Annotated in this window: 14 protein-coding genes and 3 pseudogenes; 7 read left to right on the top strand and 10 right to left on the bottom strand. The window is 62.4% G+C overall.

Features of this window, described 5'->3' with window-relative positions:
- Window positions 1-100 precede the first annotated feature (100 nt).
- The 9 genes from QRN67_RS01355 to QRN67_RS01315 are packed head-to-tail and all read right to left on the bottom strand — an operon-like array spanning window position 101 to window position 7,765.
- Complete coding sequence (locus QRN67_RS01355; RefSeq protein ID WP_285409971.1) at window positions 101-1,114, bottom strand: D-cysteine desulfhydrase family protein; 1,014 nt, start codon at window positions 1,112-1,114, stop codon at window positions 101-103.
- Window positions 1,115-1,141: 27 nt separating this feature from the next.
- Window positions 1,142-1,816: an RraA family protein gene (locus QRN67_RS01350; RefSeq protein WP_285409969.1), complete on the bottom strand. Its 675-nt coding sequence runs from the start codon at window positions 1,814-1,816 to the stop codon at window positions 1,142-1,144.
- A gap of 22 nt (window positions 1,817-1,838) precedes the next feature.
- Window positions 1,839-3,059 carry an aminotransferase class I/II-fold pyridoxal phosphate-dependent enzyme gene (locus QRN67_RS01345; RefSeq protein ID WP_285409968.1) on the bottom strand — a complete coding sequence of 407 codons (1,221 nt, stop codon included), beginning with the start codon at window positions 3,057-3,059 and terminating at the stop codon, window positions 1,839-1,841.
- 6 nt (window positions 3,060-3,065) lie between these two features.
- Window positions 3,066-3,449 carry a RidA family protein gene (locus tag QRN67_RS01340; RefSeq protein ID WP_285409966.1) on the bottom strand — a complete coding sequence of 128 codons (384 nt, stop codon included), beginning with the start codon at window positions 3,447-3,449 and terminating at the stop codon, window positions 3,066-3,068.
- Between the two features lie 58 nt (window positions 3,450-3,507).
- Window positions 3,508-4,764 (bottom strand): NAD(P)/FAD-dependent oxidoreductase, encoded by a 1,257-nt coding sequence (locus QRN67_RS01335; protein WP_285409965.1) that lies wholly within the window; start codon window positions 4,762-4,764, stop codon window positions 3,508-3,510.
- A gap of 13 nt (window positions 4,765-4,777) precedes the next feature.
- Entirely contained in the window at window positions 4,778-5,506 is a 729-nt protein-coding gene (locus tag QRN67_RS01330; protein WP_285409964.1) for an amino acid ABC transporter ATP-binding protein, read from the bottom strand.
- Complete coding sequence (locus tag QRN67_RS01325; protein WP_285409963.1) at window positions 5,484-6,215, bottom strand: amino acid ABC transporter permease; 732 nt, start codon at window positions 6,213-6,215, stop codon at window positions 5,484-5,486. Before QRN67_RS01325 ends, QRN67_RS01330 begins: the two co-directional genes overlap by 23 nt.
- Window positions 6,216-6,218: 3 nt before the next feature.
- Complete coding sequence (locus tag QRN67_RS01320; RefSeq protein WP_285409961.1) at window positions 6,219-6,917, bottom strand: amino acid ABC transporter permease; 699 nt, start codon at window positions 6,915-6,917, stop codon at window positions 6,219-6,221.
- A gap of 29 nt (window positions 6,918-6,946) precedes the next feature.
- Complete coding sequence (locus QRN67_RS01315) at window positions 6,947-7,765, bottom strand: ABC transporter substrate-binding protein (protein WP_285409960.1); 819 nt, start codon at window positions 7,763-7,765, stop codon at window positions 6,947-6,949.
- A gap of 203 nt (window positions 7,766-7,968) precedes the next feature.
- Here QRN67_RS01315 and QRN67_RS01310 point away from each other — a divergent pair, with 203 nt between their 5' ends.
- The 3 genes from QRN67_RS01310 to QRN67_RS01300 all read left to right on the top strand — a co-directional run bounded on the left by QRN67_RS01310 (window position 7,969) and on the right by QRN67_RS01300 (window position 10,807).
- Window positions 7,969-8,901, top strand: a complete 933-nt coding sequence (locus QRN67_RS01310) for a LysR family transcriptional regulator (protein ID WP_285409959.1) — start codon at window positions 7,969-7,971, stop codon at window positions 8,899-8,901.
- Entirely contained in the window at window positions 8,895-9,788 is an 894-nt protein-coding gene (locus tag QRN67_RS01305; protein WP_285409958.1) for a LysR family transcriptional regulator, read from the top strand. Before QRN67_RS01310 ends, QRN67_RS01305 begins: the two co-directional genes overlap by 7 nt.
- 653 nt (window positions 9,789-10,441) lie before the next feature.
- Window positions 10,442-10,807 (top strand): RidA family protein, encoded by a 366-nt coding sequence (locus QRN67_RS01300; RefSeq protein ID WP_285409957.1) that lies wholly within the window; start codon window positions 10,442-10,444, stop codon window positions 10,805-10,807.
- 18 nt (window positions 10,808-10,825) lie between these two features.
- Here the strand turns inward: QRN67_RS01300 and QRN67_RS01295 are convergent, their stop codons facing one another.
- On the bottom strand, window positions 10,826-11,728 hold the full coding sequence (locus QRN67_RS01295; protein ID WP_285409956.1) for a LysR family transcriptional regulator: 903 nt from the start codon (window positions 11,726-11,728) through the stop codon (window positions 10,826-10,828).
- 248 nt (window positions 11,729-11,976) lie between these two features.
- On the opposite strand from QRN67_RS01295, the pseudogene QRN67_RS01290 reads away from it, so the two are divergent.
- The 4 genes and pseudogenes from QRN67_RS01290 to QRN67_RS33190 all read left to right on the top strand — a co-directional run.
- A pseudogene (locus tag QRN67_RS01290) lies at window positions 11,977-12,222 on the top strand (amino acid ABC transporter ATP-binding protein); the annotation flags it as partial.
- Window positions 12,212-13,501: an NAD(P)/FAD-dependent oxidoreductase gene (locus tag QRN67_RS01285; RefSeq protein WP_285409955.1), complete on the top strand. Its 1,290-nt coding sequence runs from the start codon at window positions 12,212-12,214 to the stop codon at window positions 13,499-13,501. The pseudogene QRN67_RS01290 and the gene QRN67_RS01285, both read left to right, overlap by 11 nt.
- Before the next feature lie 324 nt (window positions 13,502-13,825).
- Window positions 13,826-13,999: pseudogene (locus QRN67_RS01280) on the top strand (IS5/IS1182 family transposase); the annotation flags it as partial.
- A gap of 291 nt (window positions 14,000-14,290) precedes the next feature.
- Window positions 14,291-14,698: pseudogene (locus QRN67_RS33190) on the top strand (NAD(P)-binding domain-containing protein); the annotation flags it as partial.
- Window positions 14,699-14,707 lie beyond the last annotated feature (9 nt).

Raw genomic sequence — 14,707 nt, 5'->3', positions numbered from 1 at the left:
CCGTCGGCTACGGTCTGGATGGCTGCATTCAGCATCGTGAGTTGCACGGGCGACATCTTTCTTGTTGCTCCTTCTCATTGCCTGCAGCAGCGAACGAGCATCAAGCGTCGTCCGCACGTGCACCGGCAAGCTGCTCGGCATAGCTGAAGACTCCCGGTGTTCCGCCCGTATGGATGAACACAATGTTCTGGCCCGGCTTGAAATGACGCACGGCCAGATCCATCGCACCCGCCATGGATTTGCCCGTGTAGCAAGGATCCAGCAGGAGGCCCTCGGTGCGCGCCAGAAGGTCGATGGCGGCCATGCCAGCGTCCGACGGAATGGCATAGCCGGCGCCGATATAGTCATCCAGCACGCGCACCTCTTCCTCGGCCAGCGTTGCGTCCAACCCGATCAGCCTGGCTGCGGCCTCGACGTCGTGCAGGATGCGAGGCCTGAGCTCGGCCACACTGCGGTTGATAGTCAGGCCTATCACTGGCAAACGCGCGCCGCTCACCATTCCGCCGAGCAGCAACCCACTCTGTATGCAGCCCGAGCCCGATGCGAACACCATCGCATCTATGCCAATACCGGCGTCCTCAGATTGCTGCACCAGTTCCTGCACCAAGCCGACGTAGCCGAGCGCACCCACCGGCGAATAGCCGCCGCCCGGAATGATGAAAGGCTTGGCACCCTGGTCCTTCAGTTCGCGGGCCACGCGCTCCATTGCCGGCTCCAGTTCGGCCAGCGAGTCCACGTCAGCGTAGACGAGACGTGCGCCGAGCACATGGTTCAGTAGCATGTTGCCTTGCAGCGGCACCGGGGCGCCGCTGGGACGTCGCAGCACCAACACAACGTTCAGTCCCAGCCGGCTGGCGGCCGCCGCCGTCAGTCGCACGTGGTTCGATGTCGTCGGCCCGCACGTGATAACCGTGTCCGCACCGTCGGCCAGCGCGCGGCCGAACAATGTTCCCAGCGATCGCGTCTTGGATCCTCCAAAAGCCAGTCCGGTCAGGTCGTCGCGCTTGACCCACAGCCGGGCACCGCCCAGGCGACTCGAAAGCCTTTTCAGTTCCTGCAGGGGTGTCGGGTACTCACCTAACGCGGCAACCGGCACATGATCGGGAAGCGTCATTGCTTCAGGCCTCTTGTCATTTCGATCTCAGGCGCTCAGCGCCGGCAGGGCGGCCTGTCGGAGCGCATCATCAAGCCAAGGCGACACCAGGAGCCCCTCTTCGATCTCCTTGATGCGCTGAGCCTCGAGTTCCACCTTTTTCTGCGCAGCCGCTAGCACTCCTTCGACTTCATTGCGCGGTATCACGACCACGCCATCCACGTCGCCCACCACCAGGTCGCCCGGGTTGACGGCGACGCCCCCCACCGACACCGGAATGCTCAGGCGGCCTGGCAGGCCTTTGGTGGGTCCGCACGGGTTCGTGCCGCCAGCGAAGATTGGAAAATTGCCGGCCGCCAACGAGGCCGTGTCGCGCGAAGCCGCGTCCACGACGAAGCCACCCAGGCTTGCCGCCTCGGCTTGGGTCACCATCAGGTCGCCGAATAGCGCGCAGGTGGTGTCCGCCTTGCCGTCCACCACGATCACGTCGCCCGGCTTTGCAACCGCAAGGGCCACATGGAACATCAGGTTGTCGCCGGGGCGCACTTCCACGGTATAGGCTGGACCGCACACGGTCATCGCGGGGTTCAGCGCACGAATCCGGGAATTCATGGTGCCGCGACGACCGGCCACATCGCACAGGATGGCGGCCTGGAACTGGCGGGCGCGCGCAATCTGGTCGGGGGTCACGCGATCGAATTCGGAGGTGGATTGATAGGACATGAGGTCTCCAGTTGAAATGGGGTTATGGCTTGCGCAGTTCATCCACCGCGGCAGCGATCGCCGCACAGCCGCGGTCAATCTCGGCAGCGGCGGTAGCGAAGGAAAAACGCAGGTATGGCGACAGGCCGTAAGAGGTGCCGTTGATGGTGACGACGCCGGCATGCTCGATGAGGTAGTTCGCCACATCCTGGTCGGTCTTCAGCCGGACGCCGGCGGGCGTGCTGCGCCCGATCAAGCCGGCGATGGAGGCAAACACGTAGAACGCGCCGAGGGGCAGGTCGCACTCGATGCCGTCGATGGCGCTCAGTTGGGTCGCCAGGCGATCGCGCCGGCTCTCGAAGAGCCTGGCGGCCTCGGCCACGCAATCCTGCGGGCCGTTCAGCGCCTCCACGGCGGCGGCCTGGGCGGCCGAGGTCGCGCACGTCGTGCTCTGGGTGATCAGCAGCGTGATGGCCTTGACCAGTTCGGCCGGCCCGGCACCGTAGCCGATGCGCCAGCCGGTCATCGCGTAAGCCTTGGAGACGCCGTTGATGACCAGCGTACGCCCGCGCAGTTCGGGCATCGTCTGCAGGATGCAAACATGACTCGCGCCGTTATAGGCGAAGTGCTCATAGATTTCGTCTGTCATCACCCACACCTGCGGATGCTTGAGCAGTACCTCGCCGAGCGCGCGCAGCTCCGCCTTCGAGTAGACCGCGCCCGTCGGATTGTTGGGCGAGTTCAGCACCAGCCAACGCGTGCGCGGCGTGATCGCCCGCTCCAACGCGGCCGGTGTCAGCTTGAAGCCGCTCGTTGCCGGGCAGTCCACGATCTTCGGCACGCCGCCGTTGATGAGGACCATCTCGGGATACGAAACCCAGTACGGCGCAGGGATGACTACTTCGTCGCCAGCATTCAGCGAGGCAGTGAAAGCATTGAAGATGATGTGCTTGGCACCGCATCCCACCACGATTTCGGGAAGCTCGTAATCCAGACCGTTCTCGCGCTTGAGCTTGCCGATGATGGCGTTGCGCAGCGGCAGGGTACCGGCCGAAGCGGTGTAGCGAGTCTGCCCTTGCAAGAGCGCCTTGGTGCCGGCCTCGACGATGTGCGCGGGCGTTGGAAAGTCTGGCTCCCCAACGGTGAAGTCGATGATCTCCCGGCCGGCGGCACGCAGCGCGTCGGCCTTGGCCTTTGCGGCGATGCTGGCCGAGGGCTTCACTTGGCCCAGGCGCGAGGCGACGATGGAGGTTGTGCTGCTCATGCGCTGTCACTCCCTGCTCTTGGCGGGCGACCAGGCGGTCACCTCGATCTCGACGTCCACGTCCTGCGACAGCTTGGCTTCCACGGTGCTGCGCACCGGCAATCCTTCGATGAAGTAAGTCGCATAGATCTCGTTAAAAGGCTTCATCAGCTTGATGTCGGAAAGCCAGCATGTGGCGCGCACCACGTGCTCCATGCCCAGGCCGTGTTCGGCCAGGCTGGCGGCGATGGCATCGAGCACATTGCGGGTTTGCGCCTGGATGTCGCCGCGCAGCGGCGTGAGGTCATCGTTCTTCGGCGTCTGGCCGGAGAGGAACAGGAAATCGCCGGCGCGCACGGCTTTGGACAGGGGTGCGGCGAGCGGAGACGGAAAGCGGATCGGCAAAGACATGTGGTTGTTCCTGGTGATGAAGAGAAGGTCTGTCGAGTGACGTGAGACGGGCGCGGATTCAGCTGAACCGCTCCAGTGCCATCGGGCCAGTGGCTACCGGCGGCGCTGCCCCTCGCACCAGAGCCGATACGCACTGCGCAGTCACCGCCGAAAGCGTCAGGCCGTTGTGCGCGTGGCCGAACGCGTAGTGGATGCCGGGTGCGTCGGGAACCGTCCCGATTGCCGGCAAGCCGTCAGGCAGCGAGGGGCGGATCCCCATCCATGGTTTGGCCTGCGCACCATCAACCTGCCGCAGGTACTGCTGCGCCAGCGTCAGCAGCATGTGGGCCCTGCTCCAACTGGGCGGGGAGTCCCAGCGCGCGAATTCCGCCGTGCCAGCCAGCCGCAGTCCTTCGTCCATGGGCGTGGCTGCGAAGTGCGGCTCTCCGAAAACAATGGGGCGCCTGAGTTGGAGCCCAGGTCGCGGCAGCATCAGGTGGTATCCCCGTTCTGACACCAGCGGAACGCGGCGGAAGAAGGGCTGCATAAGCGAGCCGCTCCAGAATCCCCCACAGACCACGACTTGGCCGTAGTTCGCGCTGCCCCGTGTGCCTCGGACCGCGATCTGGCCGTCCGGCAGTCGGGACAAGGCGCGGACCTCGTCCTGCACGAACTGCACCCCGTGGCGACGAAGATGCTCCGCATAGCGCAGCCCCAGTCCTTGCGGATTGCTGCAGCGCCCGGAGTTCTCGAACAATAGCCCGCCCACGATCTCGGGAACCAGTGCGGGCTCGAGGTCCTGCATCTCCGCGCCCGACAATCGGCGCACCGGCAAGCCGTGGCGATTCCAGGTGTCCATGCAAGCCGCCTTCTTCTCCAGCGCAGCGACTGTCTTGTAGGCAACCAAGCCTCCATCACGCGTCAGCAAAGCGGCCGCGTCCGCCTGCGCGGCCAGCTTCGAGACCGATTCGAATGCGAGGCGGGTCATGGCGGCCAGCGTGTCGGTCACCTTGGCGAGAGCCTGGGACTTGAGGACGCTGAGCGCGCGCATGCTCCACGGCAGCATGTGGCCGACGTAGCCGGGACGGATCACCAACGGGCCGTCCTTGGCCAGCAGCAGCCTGGGCATCTGCCAGAGCATGTCGGGCGACGCGGGCGGAAAGATGTTGGCGTCGGACAGGTAGCCAGCGTTGCCCGCGGAGCACGCCTGCATGGGTGCATCGCGCTCGATGAGCGTCACGGCGTGGCCATCGCGCAGCAGTTCCATCGCCACCGACAGGCCGATGATGCCGCCGCCGACGACCGCGATCGATTCCTGCGAAGAGGAACGGTTCATGACAGGTGGAGGCTCAGTGCGAGCGCAGGTCCGACAGGAAGCGCTTGGCGCGCTCGCTCTGCGGGTTGGTGAAGAATGCATCGGGCTTGCCCGTCTCGACCAGCCGGCCTTGATCCATGAACCACACGCGATTGCTGACCTCGCGCGCGAAATTCATCTCATGCGTCACGCACATCATCGTCATACCATCGCGCGCCAGCGATCTCATGACGTTGAGCACCTCGCCCACCATTTCCGGATCCAGCGCACTGGTCGGTTCATCGAACAGCATGACCGGCGGCTCCATCGCCAGGGCTCTGGCGATGGCGACCCGCTGCTGCTGGCCGCCGGAGAGTTGCTGCGGGTATGCCTCGGCCTTGTGCGCCAGGCCCACGCGGTCGAGCAACTGCATGCCCTTCTCTCGCGCCGCGGCCTTGGACTTGCCGGTGACCTTCACAGGGGCAAGGCAGACGTTGTCGAGTGCCGACATGTGCGGGAACAAGTTGAATTGCTGGAACACAAAACCTACCTGCGTGCGAAACCGATTGATGTCCACCGACTTGTCGTGCACGTCCTTACCCTCCAGAAAGATCTGGCCGCCCTGAATTTCTTCCAGCCGGTTGACAGTGCGGATCAGAGTCGATTTGCCTGAACCGGAGGGGCCGCAAACGACCACCACCTCCCCTTTGCCGACCTGTTCAGTGACATCGGCCAGCGCGTGGTAATCGCCATACCACTTGTTAACTTTGGAGAAGCGGATCATTGGATGTTCCTGCGGAGGGGGTGACATGGGACCGCCGACGCTCCACCCGGCGCTCGAGGGCACGCGCGGTCTGCGTCAGGGCGAAACAGACGAGGAAATAGATCGACGACAGCGTGATGAACACTTCCAGCGGCTTGGTCAGCAAGGCGGAATTGACCTGGTTGGCCGAGAAGGTGAGTTCGTGCACGCTGATCACGTAGCCGATGGATGTCTCCTTGATGGTGGAAACAAACTGGCTGATCAGGCTGGGCAACATGTTGTAGAGCGCCTGCGGCAGGATCACCTGGCGCATCGTCAGTCCGTAGCTCATACCCAGCGAGCGAGAAGCCTCAGTCTGCCCTCGCGGCAACGCCTCGATGCCGGCGCGCACGATCTCGGACATGTAGGTCGCCTGGTACAGCACGAGGGTGACGACCAGCGTGGTGAAGGCGCTGGTGGGACGACCGATGAGCACCGGAACCAGGAAGTAGCTCCAGAACACCAGCATCACCAGAGGGATACCCCGGATCACATAGACGAACACGGTGCTCGGCCATTTCAGGATCGCATAGGGCGACAGGCGGCACAGCGCCAAGGCGATGGACAGCGGAAACGCCAGCCCCAGACCGAGCACCGACAGGATCAGCGTCAGCGCCAGTCCTCCGAGCGGTCCGTTGGGCGCCTGGCCGATCAGCAGGCTGGGCAGATGGTCTTGAAGGATTTCCCACATGGCCTATCTCCCCGGTACCTGCATGCGCCGGGCCACGAGCACGCCGACGCCCATCAGCCCTAGGGAGACCAGCAGATAGAACGCGGTGGCCAGCGTGTACGCCTCGAACGTCCTGAACGTCTGGTTCTCGATCTCGCGCACCACGTACGTCAGCTCCGCTGCGCCCAGTGCCATGGCTAGGCTCGTGTTCTTGAACAGGATGATCGTGTGGTTGATGAACGGCGGCAGCGCCGTACGCATGGCCTGCGGCAGCACCACGAAGCGCATGGTCTTCAGAAAGCTTAGTCCCAGCGAGCGGGAGGCTTCTTGCTGACCCGGTGGCACAGCGCGCAAGCCGCTGCGAACGTCCTCGCAGAAATACGCGGACATGCACAGCCCGATGGCGATCGAGGCGAAGATGAGTTCGCCGTTGTGGCCGTTGATCCACGATTGCGCAGCGTCCGGCAGCAAGGTCGGAATGCCGAAGTACCACAGGAAGAGGTGCGCGAGGATGGGCACGTTCTGCTGATACGACACCCACGCCGCGACCCCGCGCTCGGCCACCGGATTGCCGGTGACCCGTAAGGTGGCCAGCGCCACTCCTAGAACGAAGGCCAGGAGCCAACTCGCCACCGTCAGCAGGCCCGTGAACTTGATGCCCGCGAGAAGGTGGTCAAGGTTGGGCGCGGCCAGGAGCGAAGTGAAATTCAGACTGATGGACATGGCATCCCCTTCTGTGACCGACCTTCATCTCAACCCTTGATCTGCTCGACCGCGAAGTCGCGGCGCATCTGGTAGGTGGTCTTCGGCCCCATCCACTTGTCGAAGATTTGCTGCGCTTCGCCTGACTTCTCCAGGGCGTCGAGCGCGTCGTTCACCGCCTTCTCCAGCGCGGGTTCACCTTTCTTCATGCCGAGGCCCCAGTATTCGCGGCCGACGGGCGGACTCAGCACTTCGATGTTCGCGCTCGGGCCCAGCTTCGCGATGAAACGGCGCATCAGCGATTCGGAGAGGACGTAGCCCTCCACCTTGTTCTGCACCAGCGCAGTGAATGCCGAAGGCGCGTCGTCGTAGCTCACCAACTGCGCGGTGGGCACCACCTTTTGCATGAGCGGAATGTTGCTCGAACCCTTGATGGTCGCGACACGCTTGCCAGCGAGATCGTCACGCTGCTGGAAAGCGCCCTTCTTCGCCGCGACCGACTGATTGCTGACGAAATAAGCTTTGGAGAACGCGATCTGTTCTGCGCGGCTCGGGTTGTAGCCGAGCACTGCCGCCAGGATGTCCACGCGTCCCTGGGTCAGCTCGGGAATACGCGCCTCCAGCGAAACAACCTTGGGCTCCGCCTTCAGCCCCAGCAGCTTGGCCACGGCCTTACAGAAATCCACGTCGTAGCCCACGACATCGCGCGAAGCCGTGTCCTGGAATGCAAACGGCTCCAGCGTGCCGACGACGCCGCACACCAACGTTCCCTTGGCCTTGATGTCCGACAGCTGATCTGCGCGTGCCGAGGCGACGACAAGAAACAGGCCCGCCATAGCCAGGCAGGAGAAGAGTTTTCCGAATTTCATGATCGTCGCTTTCAGAGTTGAAGGAGGGATCAGTGAGTCGGCCTTTGCGACACAGCAAGGGCGGACGAAGCTCACGGACAGACGGATTCTTCTCACCCGGGGATATTCCGTAAAGGGATATTTATCGATACGATATGGTTCATTTTTGAGAACTATTACAAGGGTAAGCCACGGCAGCGTGGGCACTTGGCGGAGGACGCTGGATGACGACTTTTAGAGAACTTGAAGCCCTCGCGGCGGTGGTGGACATGGGCTCGTTCAAAGGTGCGGCCCGCAGTCTCAACACCTCGCAATCAGCGGTATCCCGCCTCATTCAGGACTTCGAAGCCGAGTTCGCATTGCCCCTGTTCTCTCGCGATCAGCGCGCTGCCCGCCTGACCGTGGCTGGCCAGGAGGCGCTGCGCATCGCGCGAGCCATCCTCAAGCAGCGCGCCACGCTGACCGAACGCTTTTGCAGCGCCGAACTCGTTTCGGCCGGGCTGCGCTTCGGCGTCACGGAACTCGCTGCGGTCACATGGCTTCCGCGGTTTGTCGGCAGGTTGCGCGAGCTGTACCCCAAGGTCCACCTCGAGGTCGAGGTAGGTTCCTCGCCTGAATTGCACGACAAGGTACGCAGCGGCAGACTGAACATGGCCGTGGTAGTCGATGTGATCCGGAGCACCGAGATGATCCGTATACCCGTCGGGGCGGCTGCGACGGGCTGGTTCAGCGCACCCGGGTTGCTGCACTCGGACCGCCTGTCGCTGAACGAGCTGGAGCGGCAGACGCTGCTTCTTCAAGGACCATCGACCGGTGCCGGCCGGCGTCTTGAAGCCTGGCTCAAAGAACGCTCCATGAAGCCCGCGAATGTGATTCAGAGCGACAGCTTGGCGGCGCTGTCCGGCATTGCCGCGGCCGGGCTCGGCATCGCGAATCTGCCAAGGGCCATGGCAATGGACGCCCTTCAGCGCGGGAGCCTGCGGGAAACGCAGATTCCCGTCGATCCGCCCGACTTGCACTACGTGGCGATCGCACGCATAGACACGATTTCCGCGTTCCATCGATCCGTCATCGAAGTTGCGCAACTCAGTTGCGACTTCGACACGCCGTTCCACACACTGCCCGCACTTTGCGCCCAGGAACTACGCGCATGCTGACGATCAAGCAGATCCAGGCGTTCTACTGGGTGGCGCGCATGGGCACGCTCAGCAAAGCCGCCGAGAAGCTGCACATCACGCAATCGGCCACGACGAAGCGCTTGCAGGAAGTTGAAGCGCTCGCCGCGGCGCCCCTCTTCGAGAACGTCGGACGCAAGAACGCGCTGACTGCGAAGGGCCAGGAACTCGCGACAGAGTGCGAGCGGCTGTTCGCCCTGCTCGACGAGTTGGACCTCATGAAGGGATCCACGCAGCAGCCGGCGCGCATCGTGCATGTGGGGCTCACCGAATTGACGGCGCTGACATGGTTCGGCCGCTTCATCAGGGAGATGAAGAACACCTACCCCGCCGTTGTCATTCAGCCAGAGATCGACCTTTCGACATTGCTGCGCCAGCGCGTGGAAGAGGGCAGGCTGGACTTCGCGATCCTGCCGGACCCATCACCCGTGGAAGGGCTGGAGCGTATGCAGCTGGGCGTCGTGCCGTTCAGCTGGTTCGCTGCGCCAGGCGCATTCGCGCCCGATGTGGTCCATCCACTGCGCGACCTCGCAAGGTTGCCGGTCATCGAACAAAGCGCCAACTCGATCATCACCGAGCTGTGTGCGCAACTGTGGGAGGACACGGGCGTGCAGCCCGAGCGGATCTATGGCGGGAACAATGCGAATGCCCTGGCCGCCCTGATTTCCGCAGGAGTGGGTATCAGTTGCCTGCCCATCGCGATGTTCACGCAGGAGGTCGACCGAGGACAACTGCAGCTTGTCAAGACGACCCCGACGGCCCCGAAGGTTCCGTATCACTTTTGCTTCTTGAGACATCTCCACTCGGCGCTCGGCTATGGTGTCGCGGATATTGCCAAGCGGTCGTTCTCCCTGAGTCATGAGGGGTGATGGCGTGACGTGGAATGTGGTCCTGTAGCCATGGTCATCCGAGTTGTCTTGAGCGAGCACTGCATGCAGGGTAGCACTTGGTCGTGGGCGAGTCGCTGACCTGAACGTGACCAACCTCACCCCAATCTTTCCTTGCTGGCGCCGACGCAATCTTGACCAGCAACCTCAAAGAAAACTATGGCAAGAAATTGGAGCAAATAAAGTGCGCGAACGCTAGTCGTAGGCAATCGATTGCGTATCGCCATCGATCGCGAACAGTTGACTCGAGATCGTCGACGCCACACCGATGGGCGCGGCGCGCAGGTCCTCTACGACGCCGTGGGTCAGGACACCTGGGACGCATCAGTTCGCTCGCTGGTCATGCGTGGCACGTCGTGAGCTTCTGATCGGTTTCGGGTCCAGCGCCGCCGATTGACATCAACGTACTGGGCGATACGGCTCGCTCCATCCGACGCGACCCCGCTTTGTCCACTACGCGGCTCAATGCCACGACCTTATGGTCGTATCGAATTGGAGAGGCCTGTGAGACGACAGCTTGCATCCGAGGGAGATTCATTCCATAGGAGCATATATTCGAGATAGAAAAAGTCGCTTTTCTTCGAGCCCGGGCCACCGAACAATCACCGCTCTTCACTGGCTTCACTTTTCCCAACATGTCTACTCCCCAGTCCAGCTCCATATCGCCTCGTCCGCTGTCCAGTTTTCGAGCGCACGAAAATACCGTCTACGTCTCAGGACAAGTCGGAGTTATCGATGGAAAAATTCTCGAAGGCTTCGAGGCCCAGATGAAGCAGACACTGGGTAACTTGCAAACCGTACTCACGGCAGCGGGAACTTCCAAGGAGAGGGTGTTGAAATGCACCTGTTTCGTCCGCAACGAGGCCGACACAACTGCCTTCAACCGCATGTACGCCGAGTTCTTTGCGCCAGGCCCCTTCCCAGCACGAAGCACATTGCTCGGCGGCCCGACAACGCTCGAGATCCTTGTAGAGATCGAGGCGATCGCAGCACGCGCCTAGGCCGACAGGGGCAACGCCTCAGGTTTGAAACAACTGCGTGAAATCGCAAGTCTCCTTCGCCAACTGGGCGATCAGCGGCAAGAAGGTGTCATTCGAATCAGCCCGGTATGTCGCCAGATACTCAGGCCGGGGCAAACTGGGGGCGGCCTCGATGACCTCGAGCAATCCGACGTCGGCCATGACGCGTAAACATGCGCTTGGCAGATAGCTAACCCCGGCGCCGGCCACAGTCATTCCGATCTGGGCCAACAGGCTATTGCTCACCATGACCTGCGCGGGCTTCAGGTCGTTCACTCGGAACCATTTATCGAGCAGCTTTCCATTGGCTGACTTCACCTGCTGACGGATGATGGGGTACTTCATCAGGTCGCTCGCGCGCATTGATCGGCGCGTGCCTCGCACCAGTCCCGGCTTGCTCATCCAGTCGAAATAGAGCCGGCCGACATGCTCCGAAGCAAAACGGTCGTCGCGAACGCTGTCCGTAGCGATGATTAAGTCGAGTTCCCCGGTCAGCAACTTCTCGCGCAGCACGACTTCGCTGTCCACATTGGGCTCCACGCGCACGCGAGGGAAACGCGAAGTCACCATGTTGACCAGTCGCGGCAACCAGGTCAGAGCGGTCACCTCGGTCACCCCGATGCAAAGGCGCCGCTCGCGCAGTTGCGGGCTGACGAAATTCTCCATCGCAAGATCACGCTCCTGCAGCAGCCGCTGCGCGGTTCGGAACATCTCTTCACCACGGCTTGAAAGCCGCGCGGTGCGAAGACTGCGGTCGAACAGTTGCGTCTCGACCAGAGCCTCGAGTTCTTGCACGCGTTTCGAGACCGCCGACTGGGTGGTGTGCAGTTGATTGGCCGCTTGCGAAAACCCGCCAAGCTTGACCACCCAGTACAGGGCTTCCAGATGCTTGAATGTGAACACCGTGACTCCAGGTGCCCGCGATGACGTGTCGTCAGGAGAAATCGCAGGTAGGTATGAAATATCGCATTCTCAATGGCGTAGATGAAGCCGTCTACATATCGTCGGCAGGAATGCAACTGGAATCCGAAATATCGCTTTTTTTAGCGACGACCGAGTTTCAGAATTTGCCGACCTCTGCGATAGCCAAGCTTCCACCGAAAGAATCGATCCCGATGAGCACTGACTTTTCCGACTGCGTCGCCCGAATCAAGCCTTCCGGTGCGCTGGACCCCGAGATGGTCGGCGAAGTGATCAGCGTGACGAAGGCGCCGGCACGTGACGGCATGGCCATGATGTGCGTGACGCATGAAATGGGCTTTGCGCGCGAGATCGCACACCGTGTCTGGTTCATGGACGAGGGAGAGATTCTGGAAAGGGGGGCACCGCAGGACTTCTTCAGTGGAGCGGCGCATCCGCGCGCAAAGGCCTTTCTTTCGGACATCCATGACCGCTGATCCGAGAGCTGGGGCCAGGAGTTCCAGAGTCGTGGTAGTGGGCGCGGGAATCATCGGCGCTGCGGTCGCTTTGCGGCTGCAGAAAGACGGATATGCGGTCTCGATCGTTGATCGCCAGGCACCGATGAACGGTTGCTCGGCCGGCAATGCAGGCCACTTGTCGGAGTCAAGCATCTTCCCGCCCGTCTCGCCATCGCTGCTGATTCAGCTGCCGCGCCTGCTGATGGCTCGCGACGGGCCGGTCGTGGTCGGGGCTGCTTACGCGCCGAAGCTCGCGAGTTGGGCAATGCATGCCCTGCCGCTGATGCGTGCGACGGCGCGCACCCGGGTGACGGACGCAATGACCTCGCTGACCGTTCCCTCCTTCGAACACCTATACCGACTCGCGCGCATTGCCGACGCCACCAACCTTCTGGATCGCGATGGCGTGGTGTTGGCTTTTCGCCATGCCGCTGCACTCGAGAAGATCGCGGCCGCGATCCCCCAATGGTTGGAACATGGCATCGCTGTCGAGCGCCTGGCTACTACGGATCTCGCAGAGAGCGAGCCGGCCCTGAGCAAGGGCCTTGCGGGTGGCCTGCTGTTCAAGAATTCCGGGCGCTGCGTCGACCCTCAGGCGCTGGGCCTGCGCCTGCTGCAGTCGGCGCTGCGCTATGGCGCCAGTTTCCAGCAAGCCGGTGTTCAGGAGATCCGGAGAGATGCAAGTGGCCTCTCGGTCCGAACCTCCACAGGGTCCATAAATGCCGACCATGTTGTCGTCTGCGCTGGACTCGCATCCGCCGAACTGCTGCGCGCACTTGGCTGCAAGGTGCCCCTCGCCTCGGAGCGGGGCTACCACTTGATGCTGCCGGCTGCCACCGGCCTGCTGCGACGACCGGTGGCTTTTCCGGAGCACTACTTCATCGCCACCCCAATGAATGCGGGCCTGCGCCTGGCAGGTACTGCGGAGTTCAAGGCTCCCGATGCTGCGCCGGACTATCGACGAGCCGAAGCTCTGCGAGCGCACGCCAAACCGTTCTTCGAGCGACTGCCGGATCGCGATGCGGTCCCCTGGATGGGCGTGCGTCCGAGCACTCCTGACGGGTTGCCCGTGATCGGTGAGATCGAGGGCGTCCCGGGCGTGCTTGCAGCCTTTGGCCATGGTCATTGCGGACTGACCTGGTCCGGCATCACGGCCTCCTGCGTGTCGGCTTTGCTTGGCGGCGATGCCGTCGATTGCGACCTTCGCGCGTTCGCACCGAAACGCTTCGGTAGCGTCTTCAACCATCGAAGCAGATGACGTCGGTCCAGACCATCAACTCGCTCTCTGACTCGTTTGCCGAGCTTGATGTAGAGCTCAACGGCTCGAATCCGATCTTCGTAGGAATACATGAACTACTTTCAGGCAGTTCAAGTTTTGTCCGCATTCCCGCGCAACAGCACCCTCAAAGAAAATCAAGGCAGGCAATGGAGTAAATAAAGTGCGCCAGCGTCAGCTCAGGCAATCGATCGCGTGCCGCCATCGATTTGGAACAGCTGACCCTAGATCGTCGACGCCACATCCGACGCGAGAAACATCGCGAGTGCAGGTCACTGTTCCACCAAGCCAGCATTTGAGCAAAGGATGGAACATCCGTTCCGGGTGATCAAACGGCAGTTCGGCTTGGCGAAGGTGCGGTTCAAGGGCTTGGCCAAGAACACGGCCCTTGTGATCAAGCTGGTCGCGCTGTCTAACCTGTGGATGGCCAGAAGGAAATTGATTGCGACGATGGGACAGGTGCGTCTGCGGGCGCCGTGAAGGGGCCACAAGGCCCTCAACCGTATGAGATGCACCGTGCGATGAGCCTGCGAGGGCTGCGGGACAACGCGCACACTCGTCATCAAGCCGTTTTACGACTTGATCAGATGTTCTCCAAGTGCCCGATCTGGGCCGAGCGCGCCGCTTTTCCTGGAGCACAGGCCCCTTCTATCCGGTCGAGCACCGCTGTACGTCGGTCCATGCAGGCCACACCTCGCACCTTACGGGGTCGCTTGGCCGGTTTTGCACAGCGCGACCGGAATCGCCAAGACACGGGACGCCCGTCGCGCCATGATGCCAATCGCGCTCGACGCGGTCGGGCTTACAGGAATTTCGCGGCTTATGCTCACGGCCAACCTTGATATCGGAAGTCTGAAATTCGGACTCATCGGCGCCGGTCGCCTTGGATACGCGCTCGCCTGGGCGCTGGCGTCCGCTCACTGCACGGTGCATGCGGCGGCGAGTCGCGACGCCAGAGAGGCCGATCGGCTCGCAGGCAAAACCAGGAGTTGTCGAGTCATCACTGCACAGGCAGTCGCCGACGAATGCGGTATTGTGTTTGTGACTAGGCCGGATGGGGCCATCGCGTCGGCTACTGCCGCTTTGAATTGCCCCCCCGGAATCGGTGTGGTGCACTGCAGTGGGGCGACCTCCGTTGACGCTTTGGCCAAGGCCGCGGCCGACGGCGCGCTGATCGGCGGCTTTCAC

The organism is Variovorax sp. efr-133-TYG-130 (assembly GCF_030208835.1).
GTDB lineage: Bacteria > Pseudomonadota > Gammaproteobacteria > Burkholderiales > Burkholderiaceae_C > Variovorax.
The sequence above is the reverse complement of the archived record's forward strand: the minus strand, read 5'-3'. Positions and strand labels throughout refer to the sequence as shown.